The organism is Streptomyces sp. NPDC021749, assembly GCF_040640655.1.
Lineage (GTDB): Bacteria > Actinomycetota > Actinomycetes > Streptomycetales > Streptomycetaceae > Streptomyces.
The window spans coordinates 207,436-223,101 of the sequence record NZ_JBFACE010000008.1 but is presented as its reverse complement, the minus strand read 5'-3'; the positions used below and the strand labels follow the sequence as shown (position 1 = coordinate 223,101).

At 70.4% G+C, this 15,666-nt stretch carries 13 protein-coding genes; 7 read left to right on the top strand and 6 right to left on the bottom strand.

What is annotated here, in order from left to right; genetic code table 11:
• Window positions 1–75: 75 nt before the first annotated feature.
• Both AB0G35_RS11110 and AB0G35_RS11105 read right to left on the bottom strand, forming a co-directional pair.
• A complete protein-coding gene (locus AB0G35_RS11110; RefSeq protein WP_360947073.1) occupies window positions 76–903 on the bottom strand; it encodes a hypothetical protein in 828 nt (275 codons plus the stop codon).
• Between the two features lie 104 nt (window positions 904–1,007).
• Window positions 1,008–1,307, bottom strand: coding sequence for a hypothetical protein (locus tag AB0G35_RS11105; RefSeq protein WP_360947071.1), 300 nt, complete (start codon window positions 1,305–1,307; stop codon window positions 1,008–1,010).
• A 408-nt stretch (window positions 1,308–1,715) separates the two neighbouring features.
• Between AB0G35_RS11105 and AB0G35_RS11100 the strand changes: the two genes are divergently transcribed.
• The 7 genes from AB0G35_RS11100 to AB0G35_RS11070 all read left to right on the top strand — a co-directional run bounded on the left by AB0G35_RS11100 (window position 1,716) and on the right by AB0G35_RS11070 (window position 11,978).
• Window positions 1,716–4,106, top strand: coding sequence for an ABC transporter family substrate-binding protein (locus AB0G35_RS11100; RefSeq protein ID WP_360947069.1), 2,391 nt, complete (start codon window positions 1,716–1,718; stop codon window positions 4,104–4,106).
• Between the two features lie 183 nt (window positions 4,107–4,289).
• Window positions 4,290–6,194 carry a translational GTPase TypA gene (typA, locus tag AB0G35_RS11095; RefSeq protein WP_360947067.1) on the top strand — a complete coding sequence of 635 codons (1,905 nt, stop codon included), beginning with the start codon at window positions 4,290–4,292 and terminating at the stop codon, window positions 6,192–6,194.
• 185 nt (window positions 6,195–6,379) lie between these two features.
• Window positions 6,380–7,993, top strand: coding sequence for an ABC transporter substrate-binding protein (locus AB0G35_RS11090; RefSeq protein ID WP_360947065.1), 1,614 nt, complete (start codon window positions 6,380–6,382; stop codon window positions 7,991–7,993).
• A gap of 27 nt (window positions 7,994–8,020) precedes the next feature.
• Window positions 8,021–8,944, top strand: coding sequence for an ABC transporter permease (locus AB0G35_RS11085; RefSeq protein ID WP_360947063.1), 924 nt, complete (start codon window positions 8,021–8,023; stop codon window positions 8,942–8,944).
• Window positions 8,937–9,926, top strand: coding sequence for an ABC transporter permease (locus AB0G35_RS11080; RefSeq protein ID WP_360947061.1), 990 nt, complete (start codon window positions 8,937–8,939; stop codon window positions 9,924–9,926). Before AB0G35_RS11085 ends, AB0G35_RS11080 begins: the two co-directional genes overlap by 8 nt.
• Before the next feature lie 11 nt (window positions 9,927–9,937).
• Complete coding sequence (locus AB0G35_RS11075; RefSeq protein WP_360947059.1) at window positions 9,938–10,957, top strand: ABC transporter ATP-binding protein; 1,020 nt, start codon at window positions 9,938–9,940, stop codon at window positions 10,955–10,957.
• Window positions 10,944–11,978 carry a dipeptide ABC transporter ATP-binding protein gene (locus AB0G35_RS11070; protein WP_360947057.1) on the top strand — a complete coding sequence of 345 codons (1,035 nt, stop codon included), beginning with the start codon at window positions 10,944–10,946 and terminating at the stop codon, window positions 11,976–11,978. The genes AB0G35_RS11075 and AB0G35_RS11070 overlap by 14 nt, the downstream gene beginning before the upstream one ends.
• Before the next feature lie 8 nt (window positions 11,979–11,986).
• On the opposite strand, the gene AB0G35_RS11065 is transcribed toward AB0G35_RS11070, so the two are convergent.
• The 4 genes from AB0G35_RS11065 to AB0G35_RS11050 form a co-directional block, all read right to left on the bottom strand.
• On the bottom strand, window positions 11,987–12,355 hold the full coding sequence (locus AB0G35_RS11065; RefSeq protein ID WP_360947055.1) for a MerR family transcriptional regulator: 369 nt from the start codon (window positions 12,353–12,355) through the stop codon (window positions 11,987–11,989).
• An 84-nt stretch (window positions 12,356–12,439) separates the two neighbouring features.
• Window positions 12,440–13,573, bottom strand: a complete 1,134-nt coding sequence (locus tag AB0G35_RS11060) for a dipeptide ABC transporter ATP-binding protein (RefSeq protein ID WP_360947053.1) — start codon at window positions 13,571–13,573, stop codon at window positions 12,440–12,442.
• Window positions 13,574–13,585: 12 nt separating this feature from the next.
• Window positions 13,586–14,647 carry an ABC transporter ATP-binding protein gene (locus AB0G35_RS11055; protein ID WP_360947051.1) on the bottom strand — a complete coding sequence of 354 codons (1,062 nt, stop codon included), beginning with the start codon at window positions 14,645–14,647 and terminating at the stop codon, window positions 13,586–13,588.
• An 11-nt stretch (window positions 14,648–14,658) separates the two neighbouring features.
• Window positions 14,659–15,630, bottom strand: coding sequence for an ABC transporter permease (locus AB0G35_RS11050; RefSeq protein ID WP_360947049.1), 972 nt, complete (start codon window positions 15,628–15,630; stop codon window positions 14,659–14,661).
• Between the last annotated feature and the right edge of the window lie 36 nt (window positions 15,631–15,666).

The following is a 15,666-nucleotide window of genomic DNA, read 5'->3' as shown; positions in this document are numbered from 1 at the left end:
ACCTTCCTTGGAGAACTGTCGTAGGAACAGGAGTTGTTGAGGGGAGGGGGAACGCCGCGGCCGAGGGGCGCCGCGTCAGAAGAAGCGCGGGTCCGCGAACGCCCCGCTGGCCAGCAGGAAGACGTAGAAGTCCGCCAGCGCCACGCTGACCAGCGACGACCAGGCGAGCAGCATGTGCCGCTCGTTGAGCTTGCCGATCCAGCCCCAGAGCCGGTAGCGCACCGGGTGCTTCGAGAAGTGCCGCAGCCGGCCGCCGACGATGTGCCGGCAGGAGTGGCAGGAGAGGGTGTACGCCCAGATCAGCACGATGTTGGCGAGGAACACCAGGGTGCCCAGGCCCATGTGGCCCCAGGCGTAGTGCTCGTCGCGGAAGGTGAGCACGGTGTCGTAGGTCAGTACGCCGGCCACCAGCACCGCGAAGTAGAAGAAGTAGCGGTGGATGTTCTGCAGGATCAGCGGGAAGCGGGTCTCACCGGTGTACTTCTTGTGCGGTTCGGCGACCGCGCAGGCCGGCGGCGAGGCCCAGAAGCCGCGGTAGTAGGCCTTGCGGTAGTAGTAGCAGGTGAGCCGGAAGCCCAGCGGGAAGATCAGGATCAGCAGCGCGGGGGACAGGCCCCACCAGCTGCCGAAGATCTCCCAGTTGGGCCCGCCGCGCATGGTGTGGCAGTTCTCCGCCAGGCACGGCGAGTAGAACGGCGAGACGTAGGGCGCGCTGTAGTAGTCGGCGTTCGCGAACGCCCGCCAGGTCGAGTAGACGATGAACGCGAGCAGCCCGGCGGCGGTGGCGGCCGGTGCCAGCCACCAGCGGTCGGTCCGCAGGTGGCGGGCCGGGATGGCGGCGCGCGACGGGATGTGCACGCCGTTCGTGCCCGTGGGTGAGGTGGGTTCGGTGCCAGTGGCCAACGTCGGTCTCCGTGAAGGGCGCTCCGTCGGGGCGCGGCGGGGGCGGGATGAGGGGCGGGCGGGGGCGTGACCGGGCGGGGGAGGTCCCCGGCGTGCCCCGGTCCTCAGGGCGCGTGCCCGTGTCTCGACCCGAGCCCCTCGTCGTCGGCGCCGGCCCACAGCGCGGAGTTGTAGGGCGCATCGGAGATCGTGACCATTTCGGTCTCCACGGCCTGCCCGCGGGCGGCCGGTCCGCAGGACGCGCTCTGCTTGAGCAGGGCGACGCTCTGCCGCAGGTGGTCGGTGTCGCTCCGGACCCGGCGGATGTCCAGGCCGCCACCGAGCCGTACTTCGAGCCTGCCCACCGACCGGACCAGGTCGGCCAGGCTGCGTTCAACCGCCGTCAATTCGTCCTGAAGGGACATAACGTGCCCTCACTTTTGAAGGGGTGCTGGGCGATCTCATGCGCCCGAGAGTGTCGCGCGTCACAGTAGGGCTTGGGAAGGGGTCCCACGCGATTACGACTCGAACCGGTGCGTTTCGGAACCCATGCGCCGCGGCGGGGGTCGAACGCCATTGCGAGAAACGGCGGATGCGGCTCCCCGTGCGCCCCCCTCGTGCGCCGGCCCCCACTCCGCCGTACGGGCCCGATGTTGGGCCGGGCGGGTGGCCTTCCGGCGGCAGTCGCCGTGTCGGGATGCCGGGCCGTCTCCGGTCGCCTTCAGTAGGGATGCCATAGATGTGATGAGCCGCAAAGTCGGCCGAACGTGGTGCGCCGGTCCGGCACCAGCGCGGTGCTCGGCGCGGCGCGGGCGAGCCCGGAGGTAACCGTCATGACCGACCACGACCACCCCTCAGGCCGCCGCTCGGCGGGCCGCAGACGCCGCTGCGCCGCGCTCGTCGCGGCGGGGGTGCTGCTCCCCCTGCCGGCCCTGGCCGGATGCAGCACCGACGACCGGGAGGCGGCCGCCGAGGCGTCCCAGGACATCGCCCCGGCGGCGCGCGGCGACCTCAAGGACGGCGGCACCCTGCGCTGGGCCGTCGACGCCATGCCCGGCACCTTCAACGCCTTCCAGGCCGACGCCGACGCCACCACCGCCCGGATCGCCGGCGCGGTGCTGCCCAGCATGTTCACCGTCGACGCCGACGGCACCCCGCAGCGCAACGCCGACTACCTCGACGCCGCCGACGTCAGCGCCCGCGACCCCAAGCAGGTCGTCACGTACAAGATCAACCCCAAGGCGCGGTGGAGCGACGGGAAGCCGATCACCGCCGCGGACTTCATCGCCCAGTGGACCGCGCTGCGCGGCAAGGACAACGCGTTCTGGACCGCCCGCAACGCCGGCTACGACCGGATCGGCAAGGTCGAACAGGGCGCCGGCGCCCACGAGGTCAAGGTCACCTTCGCCCGGCCCTACGCCGACTGGCGCTCGCTGTTCACCCCGCTCTATCCCCGGAGCGTGATGGGCAGCCCCGACGCCTTCAACGACGGGGTGCGCGAGCGGCTCAGGGTCGGCGCAGGCCCGTTCCTGGTGCAGAAGCGGGACGCCGACGAGGGGCGGGTGGTCCTGGTCCGCAATCCCTCGTGGTGGGGCGCCCGCGCCAAGCTGCAGAAGATCGTGCTGCAGGCGCTGCCCGCGGACAAGCGGGCCGCGGCGCTGGCCGACGGCTCCATCGACGTCGCCGCCGTCGACCGGACCGCCGCCAAGCGGGTCGAGGCGGCCGGGAACGCCGGCAACGCGGGCCCGCAGCCCGGCCGGGCGGCCGGCTCCGGCACCAAGACCGCCGCCGGGAGCACGGCGCTGCGCCGCTACGTCATCCACAAGGCCCTGGAACCCGCCTACACCCAGCTCGCCCTCAACGGCAGCAGCGGCCCGCTGGCCGACGACCGGGTGCGTCGCGCGGTGGCCCGCGCCATCGACCGGCAGGCCCTCGCCGACACCGTCCTCAAGCCGCTCGGCCTGCCGTCCAAGCCGCTCGGCAGCCATCTGCTGATGGCCGGGCAGCCCGGCTACGAGGACCACAGCGATGCGCTCGGCGACCAGGACGCCGGCGCCGCCAAGGCGCTGCTCGCCGACGCCGGCTGGAAGCCCGACGGCGCCGGCCGCCAGCAGGCCGGCGAGAAGGCCGGCGCCCCCGCGCCCGGCGGCTGGCTCGGCGCCCGCGACTACGGCGACGAGGACGAGGGCGAGCGCACCGACGACCGCCCGGACGACGGGTACGGCGACGACGAGGGCGGCTACGACCCGGACGCCGACGGTGCCGCCGACGGCCGCAACCCCGGCCGGCCCGTCCCCGCCCAGGCCGTCGGCCCCGCCAAGGGCGACCACGGGAAGGGTGCCCGGCCGGCCGCCGCCGAGGCCCCGCTGTCCTTCACCGGCGCGGTCGGCTCCGAGGTCCAGCAGGCCGCCCTGCTGCGGCAGAGCGCCGCCTTCTACAAGGATGCGGCCGCCGACGAGAAGGCGGACGCCGACGGCGACACCGCCTCCGACGCCTACGCCAAGTACAAGCGGTACAAGAAGCGCGCCGCCCAGGCGCTGAGCGCCGCCGAGGTGATCGAGACCGGACAGGCCCCCGACCTGCCGGGTTCCGGCGGCCACCCGGGCGCCCGGCCCGCCGCCGTCCCGCGCTCCTACGACGCCCCGCTCAGCGCCGCCTCCCCGGCCGGTGGCAAGGCCGCCCGGGTGCCCGCCGTCAAGAAGGACGGCAAGCCGCTCACGCTGCGCTTCGTGCTCCCCGACGGTGCGGCCTCCGAGCAGCTGCGCACCGTGGGCGGCCGGATCGCCGCGATGCTCGCCAAGATCGGCGTGCAGACCTCCCTCCAGCGGGTCTCCGACGCCAGCTACTTCCAGGACCACGTGGCCTCCGGCGACTACGACCTGGCGCTGTACTCCTGGCCCGGCACCGCCTACCCGGCCACCGACGCGCGGCCGATCTACGCCAAGCCGCAGCCCGCACCGGACGGCTCGCTGACCGTCGAGCAGAACTACACCCGGGTCGGCACCGACCACATCGACCAGCTCTTCGACCAGGCCGCCTCCGAACTGGACGAGGACGCGGCGCGCACGCTCGTGGCGCAGGCCGACGCCCGGATCTGGGCGGCCGCCGGTTCGGTCCCGCTCTACCAGCGGCCCGAGCTGGTGGCCACCAAGAAGTCGCTCGCCAACGTCGGCGCCTTCGGCTTCGCCACCCCCCGCTTCCAGGACATCGGCTACCGGAGATAAGGCCCGGCGAACACCCTCTTTTCGAAGGGAAGGCGCAGGTCAGCGGTGCTGTGTACGGGCTGGGGCGGCCTTTGTCGCCCCAGCCCCGTACCATGGGGTGAGGCCGTGGCGTCTTCATGCCCGGCGGGCGCGCGTACCGGTCCGTACGCGCCGCCATCCACGATTCCGGGAGAAGCACCGCTAGTGCCCACGCGCCACGACATTCGTAACGTCGCCATCGTCGCCCACGTCGACCACGGCAAGACGACCCTCGTCGACGCCATGCTCAAGCAGGCCGGGGCGTTCGCCGAGCACGCCGCCGAGAAGCTCGACGACCGGATGATGGATTCCAACGACCTGGAGCGTGAGAAGGGCATCACGATCCTCGCCAAGAACACGGCGGTGAAGTATCACCCCAAGGACGGCGGGGAGCCCATCACGATCAACATCATCGACACCCCCGGCCACGCCGACTTCGGCGGTGAGGTCGAGCGCGGCCTGTCGATGGTCGACGCGGTCGTCCTGCTGGTCGACGCCTCCGAGGGCCCGCTGCCGCAGACCCGCTTCGTGCTCCGCAAGGCGCTCGCCGCCCGGATGCCGGTCATCCTGTGCATCAACAAGACCGACCGCCCGGACTCCCGCATCGACGAGGTCGTCAACGAGACCTACGACCTCTTCCTCGACCTCGACGCGGACGAGGACCAGATCGAGTTCCCGATCGTCTACGCCTGCGCCCGGGACGGTGTCGCCTCGCTGACCAAGCCGGAGGACGGCACGGTCCCGGCCGACAGCACCAACCTGGAGCCGTTCTTCTCCACGCTGCTGGAGCACGCCCCGGCGCCCGAGTACGACGCCGAGGCGCCCCTCCAGGCCCACGTCACCAACCTCGACGCGGACAACTTCCTCGGCCGCATCGCCCTGCTCCGCGTCGAGCAGGGCGAGCTGCGCAAGGGCCAGACCGTGGCCTGGATGAAGCGCGACGGCTCGATCCAGAACGTCCGCATCACCGAGCTGATGATGACCGAGGCGCTCACCCGCAAGCCCGCGGAGAAGGCCGGCCCCGGCGACATCTGCGCGGTCGCCGGAATCCCCGACATCATGATCGGCGAGACCCTCGCCGACCCGGAGAACCCGGTCGCGCTGCCCCTGATCACGGTCGACGAGCCGGCGATCTCGATGACCATCGGCACCAACACCTCCCCGCTGGTCGGCCGCGGCGGCACCGGCAAGGGCGCGGACGCCAAGTCCGCCGTCAAGGACCGCAAGGTCACCGCCCGCCAGGTCAAGGACCGCCTGGACCGCGAGCTGATCGGTAACGTCTCGCTCCGCGTCCTGGACACCGAGCGCCCCGACGCCTGGGAGGTCCAGGGCCGCGGCGAGCTGGCGCTGGCGATCCTCGTCGAGACCATGCGCCGGGAGGGCTTCGAGCTCACCATCGGCAAGCCGCAGGTCGTCACCAAGGAGGTCGACGGCAAGACCTACGAGCCGGTCGAGCGCATCACCATCGACGTGCCCGAGGAGCACATGGGTGCCGTCACCCAGCTCATGGGCACCCGCAAGGGCCGGATGGACAACATGTCCAACCACGGCTCCGGCTGGGTCCGCATGGAGTTCGTCGTCCCCTCCCGCGGTCTGATCGGCTTCCGCACGGAGTTCCTGACCAACACCCGCGGCACCGGCATCGCGCACTCCATCCACGAGGGCCACGAGCCCTGGTTCGGCGCGCTGCAGACCCGCAACAACGGCTCCCTGGTCGCCGACCGCTCCGGCGCGGTCACCGCCTTCGCGATGACCAACCTCCAGGAGCGCGGCGTGCTCTTCGTCGAGCCCGGCACCGAGGTGTACGAGGGCATGATCGTCGGTGAGAACTCCCGCTCCGACGACATGGACGTCAACATCACCAAGGAAAAGAAGCTGACGAACATGCGGTCCTCGACCGCCGACGTCGCCGAGTCCATCGTCCCGCCGCGGAAGCTCTCCCTGGAGCAGTCGCTGGAGTTCTGCCGCGACGACGAGTGCGTCGAGGTGACCCCGGAAGCGGTCCGCATCCGCAAGGTCAACCTGGACGCGCGGGAGCGGGCGCGCGCGGCGTCGCGCGCCAAGCGGTAACCCCGGTTTCCCACGGCATGAGGCCGGTGGGGGTGCGCGTGATCACTCACGTGCGCCCCCACCGGCCTTTTCCTCATCCCCGGCGTGAGGGGCATACGGAGTAGCGACGGCCCCCGCCGGCGTGCGCTTCGTCCTGGTTTGCGATCTTATGTGGCTAGGCTTGATCGCGGACCTGAGGAGGCGTCATGGGGGTTGTGCGCGCACGCGCTTGTGCCCTCCTCGCGACCGTCGCGCTGGCGGCCACCGCCTGTGGAGGGGGGAGCGCCGGCCGGTCCGGCGTGATCAGCGCTTCCTGGGGGGATCCGCAGAACCCGCTGGAGCCGGCGAACACCAATGAGGTCCAGGGCGGGAAGGTCCTGGAAATGCTGTTCCGGGGGCTCAAGCGGTACGACCCGAAGACCGGCGCCGCGGAGAACGTGCTCGCCGAGCGGATCGAGACGGCGGATTCGCAGAACTTCACGGTGACCCTGAAGCCCGGCTGGACCTTCAGCAACGGGGAGAAGGTCACCGCCAAGTCCTTCGTCGACGCCTGGAATTACGGGGCGTTCATCGGCAACAAGCAGAAGAACGCACCCTTTTTCCAATACATCGACGGGTTCGGGCAGGTGCACCCGGAGAACGGGAAGCCCACCGCCCGTACGCTGTCGGGACTCGTCGTCAAGGACGACCGCACCTTCACCGTCCGGCTGAACCAGAAATTCTCCAGCTGGCCGGACACCCTCGGCTATGCCGCGTTCATGCCGCTGCCCCGGGCGTTCTTCACCGACCACGACGGCTGGCTGCGAAAACCGGTGGGGAACGGGCCGTATCTGGTGGACTCCTACGAGAAGGGGTCCGTGCTGCGGATGCGGAAATGGGAGAAGTACCCGGGCAGCGATCCGGCGCGCAACGGAGGGATCGATCTCCGGGTCTACACGGACAACAACACCGCCTATACGGATCTGCAGGCGGGGAACCTGGACCTGGTGGACGATGTGCCGGCCTCGCAATTGCGGCACGTGACGTCCGATCTGGGCGGCAGATACATCAACCAGCCGGCCGGGATCATCCAGACGCTCACCTTTCCGATGTACCTCAAGGAATGGTCCCGGCCCGGATCGGAAAAGGTCCGGCAGGGGCTGTCCATGGCCATCGACCGGAAGCAGATCACGAAGGAGATCTTCGAGAACACCCGCACCCCGGCGACCGACTGGACCTCACCCGTACTGGGCGCGGACGGCGGCTACCGGGCCGGGCTGTGCGGTGCGGCCTGCGCGTTCGACCCGGCGAAGGCGCGGCAGCTGATCAAGGAGGGCGGGGGGCTGCCGGGCGGCCGGATGACCCTCACGTACAACGCGGACACCGGGTCGCACAAGGACTGGATCGACGCGATCTGCAACAGCATCAACCGGTCGCTGGGCAACGACCGGGCCTGTGTGGGCGATCCGGTCGGGACGTTCGCCGACTTCCGGAACAAGATTTCGGCGAAGACGATGACCGGCCCGTTCCGGGCCGGCTGGCAGATGGACTACCCGCTGATCCAGAACTTCCTGCAGCCGCTGTATTACACCAACGGATCGGCGAACGACGGGAAGTTCAGCGACCGGCGGTTCGACAAGCTGGTGGACGAGGCGAATGCGGCGACGGACCAGGGGAAGGCGGTGGCGACCTTCCAGGACGCGGAGAAGATCCTCGCGCAGCAGATGCCCGCAATTCCGCTGTGGTACCAGAACGGCAGCGGCGGCTATTCGGAGCGGATCAGCCATGTCTCGCTGAATCCGTTCAGCGTGCCGGTGTACAACGCGATCACGGTCAACTGACGGGACGACGAGGGAGGCGGGCTGCGCGTGGGGCGGTATGTGATCCGGCGGCTGTTGCAGATGATCCCGGTGTTCATCGGCAGCACCTTCCTCATCTTCTTCATGGTGTACGCCCTGGGCGATCCGGTCGCGGCCATGTTCGGCGACCGGGCGCCGGACCCCGCCACCGCCGCGCAGATCCGCCGCGACCTCTATCTCGACCAGCCACTGGGAGCGCAGTACCTGCATTACATGGGCCAGATCTTCCAGGGGAATTTCGGCACCGCGTTCAACGGGCAGTCGGTCACCGAACTCATGGCCTCGGCCTTCCCCGTGACGCTCCGGCTGACCCTGGTCGCCATCGTGCTGGAAATGCTCGTGGGCATCACGCTGGGGGTGTTCAGCGGGCTGCGGCGCGGCCGGGGCATCGACACCTCCGTCCTGCTGCTCTCGCTGATCGTGGTGTCCGTCCCGACGTTCGTCAGCGGCTATCTGCTGCAGTTCCTGTTCGGTGTGCGGTGGGCCTGGGCGGCGCCGTCCGTCGCCCCCGAGGCGCCGCTGAACGAACTGCTGCTGCCCGGGCTGGTGCTGGCGCTGGTCTCGCTCGCCTACGTGACCCGGCTGACCCGCACCTCCATCGCCGAGAACGCCCGCGCCGACTACGTCCGTACCGCCCTCGCCAAGGGCCTGCCCCGACACCGCGTCATCACCCGCCACCTGCTGCGCAATTCGCTGATCCCGGTCGTCACCTTCATCGGCACCGACATCGGCGCCCTGATGGGCGGCGCGATCGTCACCGAGCGGATCTTCAACATCCACGGCGTCGGATTCCAGCTCTACCAGGGCATCCTGCGGCAGAACTCGCCGACCGTGGTGGGCTTCGTGACGATCCTGGTGCTGGTCTTCCTGGTCGCCAACCTCCTCGTCGACCTGCTGTACGCCGTCCTCGACCCGAGGATCCGCTATGCCTGAGCCCTACGTCCCCAAGGAAGCCATCGGCCACGGCGACGGCGGCAGCGCCGCGCTGGCCATCGGCGAGGCGGAGTCGCTGGAGCGCCGGCCGGCCGCCGCACCGCCGTCCGCCGGCCCGCCCGGCGCCCCCGCCGGCAAACCCCGCAGTCTGTGGAGCGACGCCTGGCACGACCTGCGCCGCAACCCGGTCTTCGTGCTCTCCGCGCTGGTCATCGTCTTCCTGGTGGTCATCGCGATCTGGCCGCAGCTGATCGCCACCGGCAACCCGTACCGCGCCGACCTGGCCAAGGCGCAGCAGGGCTCCCAGCCCGGCCACCCCTTCGGCTTCGACACCCAGGGCCGGGACGTCTACACCCGCGTGGTCTACGGCGCCCGGGCCTCCATCACCGTCGGCGTCTGCGCCACCGCCGGCGCGGCGCTGCTCGGCAGCCTGCTCGGCGGGCTGGCCGGGTTCTTCGGCGGCTGGGGCGACACCCTGCTCTCCCGGCTCGCCGACATCTTCTTCGGCATCCCGGTGATCCTCGGGGGCCTGGTCTTCCTCTCCGTCGTCACCAGCACCACCGTCTGGCCGGTGATCGGCTTCATCGTGCTGCTCGGCTGGCCGCAGGTCTCCCGGATCGCCCGCGGCTCGGTCGTCACCGCGAAGCAGAACGACTACGTCCAGGCCGCGCGGGCGCTGGGCGCGAGCAACCGGCGGCTGCTGCTGCGGCACATCGCGCCCAACGCGGTGGCGCCGGTCATCGTCGTCGCCACCATCGCGCTCGGTACGTACATCGCGCTGGAGGCGACGCTGTCCTACCTGGGCGCGGGCCTGAAGCCGCCGACCGTCTCCTGGGGCATCGACATCTCCACGGCCTCCACCTACATCCGCAGCGCCCCGCACATGCTGCTGTGGCCCGCCGGCGCGCTGAGCATCACCGTCCTGGCGTTCATCATGCTCGGCGACGCGGTCCGCGACGCCCTCGACCCCAAATTGCGCTGAGGAGACGGCAGATGACGAACGACGGGCGGAACGGGGAGGGCGGCGGGGCGGCCCTGCTGGACGTACGGGACCTGAAGGTGGAGTTCCGGACCCGGGACGGGGTGGCGCACGCGGTCAACGGCGTCAGCTACCGCGTGGCGCCGGGGGAGACCCTCGCGGTGCTCGGCGAATCCGGCTCCGGCAAGTCCGTCACCGCCCAGGCCGTGATGGGCATCCTCGACTCCCCGCCCGGCCGGGTGACCGGCGGCCAGGTGCTCTTCCAGGGCCGCGACCTGCTGACCCTCCGCCGGGAGGAGCGGCGCCGGATCCGCGGCGCGAAGATGGCGATGATCTTCCAGGACGCGCTGTCCGCGCTGAACCCGGTCCTCAGCGTCGGCGCCCAGCTCGCCGAGATGTTCCGGGTCCACGAGGGCACCTCCCGCAAGGAGGCCCGCGGCCGCGCCGTGGAACTCATGGAGCGGGTCGGGATCCCCGCCGCGCGGGCGCGGGTGGGCGATTACCCGCACCAGTTCTCCGGCGGGATGCGCCAGCGCATCATGATCGCCATGGCGCTGGCCCTCGGCCCCGACCTGATCATCGCGGACGAGCCGACCACCGCGCTGGACGTCACCGTCCAGGCCCAGGTCATGGACCTGCTCGCCGAGCTGCAACGCGAACTCACCATGGGACTGATCCTGATCACCCACGACCTCGGGGTGGTCGCGGACGTCGCCGACACCATCGCCGTGATGTACGCGGGCCGGATCGTCGAGACCGCACCCGTCCACGCCCTCTACCGCGCACCCGCCCACCCGTACACCCGCGGACTGCTGGAGTCCATCCCGCGGCTGGACCACAAGGGCCGCCGGCTGCACGCCATCAAAGGACTGCCGCCCAGCCTCACCGCCATCCCGCCGGGCTGCCCCTTCCACCCCCGCTGCCCACTGGCCCAGGACGTCTGCCGCACCGACCCGCCACCGCTGTACGAGGCCGGCCCCGGCCGGGCCAGCGCCTGCCACTTCTGGAAGGAGACCCTCGGTGACACCCGGTGAACCCCTCCTCGAAGTGCGCGATCTGGTCAAGCACTTCCCGCTCACCCGGGGCGTGCTCTTCCGCAAGCAGATCGGGGCGGTCAAGGCCGTCGACGGGGTCTCCCTCACGCTCCGGAAGGGCGAAACGCTCGGCGTGGTCGGCGAATCGGGGTGCGGGAAGTCCACCCTCGCCCGGCTGCTGGTCGGCCTGGAACGCCCGACGGCCGGTCAGATCCGCTACCGCGGCGAGGACATCACCGCCCTTTCGGGCCGCGCCCTCACCTCCGTGCGCCGCAACATCCAGATGGTCTTCCAGGACCCCTACACCTCGCTCAACCCCCGGATGACGGTCGGCGACATCATCGGCGAACCCTTCGAGATCCACCCGGAGGCCGCGCCCAAGGGAGACCGCCGCCGGCGGGTCCAGGAACTCCTCGACGTCGTCGGGCTCAACCCGGAGTTCGTCAACCGCTACCCGCACCAGTTCTCCGGCGGCCAGCGCCAGCGCATCGGCATCGCCCGCGGCCTGGCACTGCGCCCGGAGATCATCGTCGCCGACGAACCGGTCTCCGCGCTGGACGTCTCCGTCCAGGCCCAGGTGGTCAACCTGCTGGAGCGGTTGCAGGACGAGTTCGACCTCTCCTACGTCTTCATCGCGCACGACCTGTCCGTCGTCCGGCACATCTCCGACCGGATCGCCGTGATGTACCTGGGCCGGATCGCCGAGACCGGCACCGACGAGCAGATCTACGACCACCCCACCCACCCCTACACCCAGGCGCTGCTCTCCGCCGTCCCCGTCCCGGACCCGGAGGCCCGTGCCCACCGCGAACGCATCCTGCTCAGCGGCGACGTCCCCTCACCCGCCGACCCGCCGTCCGGCTGCCCCTTCCGCACCCGCTGCTGGAAGGCCCGCCCGCTGTGCGCCGAGGTCGTCCCGCCGCTCGACGTCCCCCCGGAGTTCCGGGAGTCGACGGGACCGGCGCACCACGCCTCGGCCTGCCACTTCGCGGAGGAGCGGCACGTCGTGCCGAGCGAGTAGCCGGCACCTCAGCCCGGGACACCGCCGCGCACCACGGCCAGATACTCACCGATGGCGTCCCTATTGCGGCACAGCGTCTCGATGCGTTCGGTCATCCGGTCGCGCTCGTGCTCCAGCGCGGCGAGCATCTCCGGGGTGGCGTCCGGGAAGTGGATGGCCCGGGGCCTCTTCAGGCAGGGCAGGATCTGCCGGATGATCCGGGTCGGCAGCCCGGCGTCCAGCAGGCCCCGGATCTGCCGCACCCGGTCGACGGTCGGCTCGTCGTAGGAGCGGTAGCCGTTGGCGCAGCGGTCCGAGACGATCAGCCCCTGCTCCTCGTAGTACCGCAACAGCCGCCGCGGCGTGCCCGTACGCTCCGACAGTTCCCCGATCCGCACCGCCACCCACCTCCTGTGGACACCACAGCGCCGCCGGGGCGGGGATCATTCCCGCCACGGCGGCGCCGGGCCGTCGCGTGTGCGTCACTCGGTGGCCGCGGACCCCTCCTGGGCCTCCTCGATGGCCGCCAGCGCCGGGTCCAGGACGATGTCCTCGTCGCGGGCCGCGGTCGTCGGCTCCTCGGGGAAGTGGCAGGCCGTCAGGTGCCCGCCCAGGTTGCCGTCGAGCTGGATCAGCGGCGGCTCCTCGGTCGCGCACTTCTCCTGCGCCTTCCAGCAGCGGGTGCGGAAGCGGCAGCCCGAGGGCGGGTTGACCGGCGAGGGCACGTCACCGGCCAGCCGGATGCGCTCGCGGTCCTCCTCCTCGCTCTCCACGAACTTGGCCTCGGGCACGGCCGAGAGCAGCGCGTGGGTGTACGGGTGGCGGGGCCGGTTGTAGATCTCGTCGCGGCTGCCCACCTCGACGACCTTGCCGAGGTACATCACCGCGACCCGCTCGCTGAAGTGCCGCACGATCGCCAGGTCGTGGGCGATGAACAGGAACGCGATGCCCAGCTCGCGCTGGAGGTCCTGGAGCAGGTTGACGACCTGCGCCTGGATGGACACGTCGAGCGCGGAGACCGGCTCGTCGGCCACGATCAGCTTCGGCTCCAGGGCGAGCGCGCGGGCGACGCCGATGCGCTGCCGCTGGCCGCCGGAGAACTCGTGCGGGAAGCGGTTGTAGTGCTCCGGGTTCAGGCCCACGGTCTCCAGGAGCTCGCGGATCCGCTTCTCCCGGCCCCCGGGCGGGTTGATCCCGTTGATCTCCATCGGGCCGCCGATGATGGTGCCCACCGTCTGCCGCGGGTTGAGCGAGGCGTACGGGTCCTGGAAGATCATCTGGATCTCGGAGCGGATCGGCGCCAGCTCCTTGCGACCCGCGTGGGTGATGTCCTGACCCTGGTAGGTGATCCTGCCGGAGGTCGGCTCCATCAGCCGGGTGAGCAGCCGCCCGGTGGTGGACTTGCCGCAGCCGGACTCGCCGACCAGGCCGAAGCTCTCCCCGGCGTGCACGGTCAGGTCAACGCCGTCGACGGCCTGCACCGCGCCGACCTTCCGCCTGAACGGGAAGCCGCCGTAGATCGGGAAGTGCTTGGTCAGGCCCTCGGCGGTGAGCAGCGGTTCGCCCTTGTCGGGCGCGGCGTCCCGGGGCGCGGGGAGGGTGACGTTGTCGGTCATGGTGGTCGCTCCCTAGCCCAGCCGGGGCTTGATCTGCTCGGTGAAGAAGGTCTGCTTCTGCTCGGCGCTCAGATGGCACGCGGCGGCACGCCCCGGCGCCAGCGGGGGCCGCTCGTCGGTGCAGCTGCTGCCGCCGACCTCGCCGGTGAAGCCGCAGCGGGGGTTGAACGGGCAGCCGGACGGCGGGTTCAGCAGGCTCGGCGGGGAGCCGGGGATCGGGTGCAGCGCCTCGCTGACGTCCGAGGAGAGCCGCGGCATCGAGCTGAGCAGGCCCCAGGTGTACGGGTGCCGCGGCTCGGTGAGGATCTCCTTGACGGAGCCCCGCTCGACGGCCCGGCCCGCGTACATCACCAGCAGCTTGTCCGCCGTGTTGGCGACCACGCCGAGGTCGTGGGTGATCAGGATGATCGCGGAGCCGAACTCCTGCTGGAGGTCCTTGAGCAGGTCGAGGATCTGCGCCTGGACGGTGACGTCGAGGGCGGTGGTCGGCTCGTCGGCGATCAGCAGTTGCGGGTTGCAGACCAGCGCCATGGCGATCATGGCGCGCTGGCGCATACCGCCGGAGAACTGGTGCGGGTAGTCGTCCACCCGCAGGTTGGGCTGCGGGATGCCGACCTTGGTCAGCATCTCGATGGCGCGCTGCCGGCCCTCACGCTTGCTGGCGCCGGTGTGCTTCATGAACGGCTCGGCGATCTGCCGGCCGACCGTGTAGTACGGCGACAGCGCGGTCAGCGCGTCCTGGAAGATCATCGCCATCTTGTTGCCGCGGAGCTTCTCCAGGGTCTTCTCCTTGGCCCCGGTCAGCTCCTGGCCGTCCAGCAGGATCTCCCCGCCGATCTCGGTGGCCTTGGGGTTGTGCAGGCCCAGGATCGCCAGGTTGGTCACCGACTTGCCGGAGCCCGATTCGCCGACGATGCCGAGCGTTTCACCGCGTTCCAGATCGAAGGAGAGACCGTCGACCGCCTTGACGATGCCGTCCTCGGTGGAGAACCGCACGTGCAGGTCACGAACGGACAGGAAGGGGTCGGACCCGGCCGGCACGGTGGTGCCTTCGGTCTTGGTGAGTGTGGTCACTTCAGGCTCTCCTAGGACAGGCGCACGCGCGGGTCGATGAAGGCGTACGTCGCATCCACGATGATGTTGAACACCAGGATCAGGGCGGCGCTGAAGACCAGCACGCCCAGGACCATGGGCAGATCAAGGGTGATGACGGAGTCGATCGCGAGCCGTCCGACACCGGCCAGCTGGAAGGTGAACTCGGTGATCATCGCGCCGCCGAACAGCGAGCTGAGGTCCATGCCGAGGATGGTCACGATCGGGATCAGCGAACCGCGCCAGGCGTAGCGCAGGAAGACGTAACTGCCGGACATGCCCTTGGCCTTGGCCGTGCGGACGTGTTCCTCCTGCAGCTGCTCGATCATCGTCGAGCGGGACATACGGGTGTACTGCGCGGTGAAGATGGTCGCCATCACGACCCAGGGGAGCAGCAGGCCCATGAACCAGCCGGCCGGGTCCGAGGTGAACTCCACGTACTTCGGCGAGTCCATCAGGCCGCTGTACACGAACAGACCGAGTGCGATCGGGCCGAGGATGTAGATCTGCGCCGAGCTCAGCACCATCGAGATGGAGGTGAGCACCTTGTCGAGCATCGAGCCGCGCTTGTAGGCGGCGAGCAGGCCGGTGCCCAGACCGACGGTCAGGAACACCGCGGCGCCGCCGATGGCCAGCGAGGCGGTGGTGGGCAGCCGGTCGATCAGCGTGGCCCAGACGTCCTGCTTGGTGGCGAAGGAGTAGCCGAAGCAGGGGGCGCTGCAGTGGCCGACGGAGTAGTCCCGGCCGGCGAAGATGCCGACCAGCCAGTCCCAGTACTGGGTCGGCAGGGGCTTGTCGAGGCCGAGGTTCTGGTGGATCAGCGCGATGTTGTCCGCGGTGCAGTTCTTTCCGCAGGACATCGCTGCCGGGTCACCGGCACCGAAGAACACGAAGAAGGTGAAGGCACTGAGCAGGAGAAGGATGACAACAGCGCCGAACGTCCGGCGAAGTAGGAATTGAAGCATGGCAGTTCGCTGCTCTCAGGACGGCGGCGGCAGTGG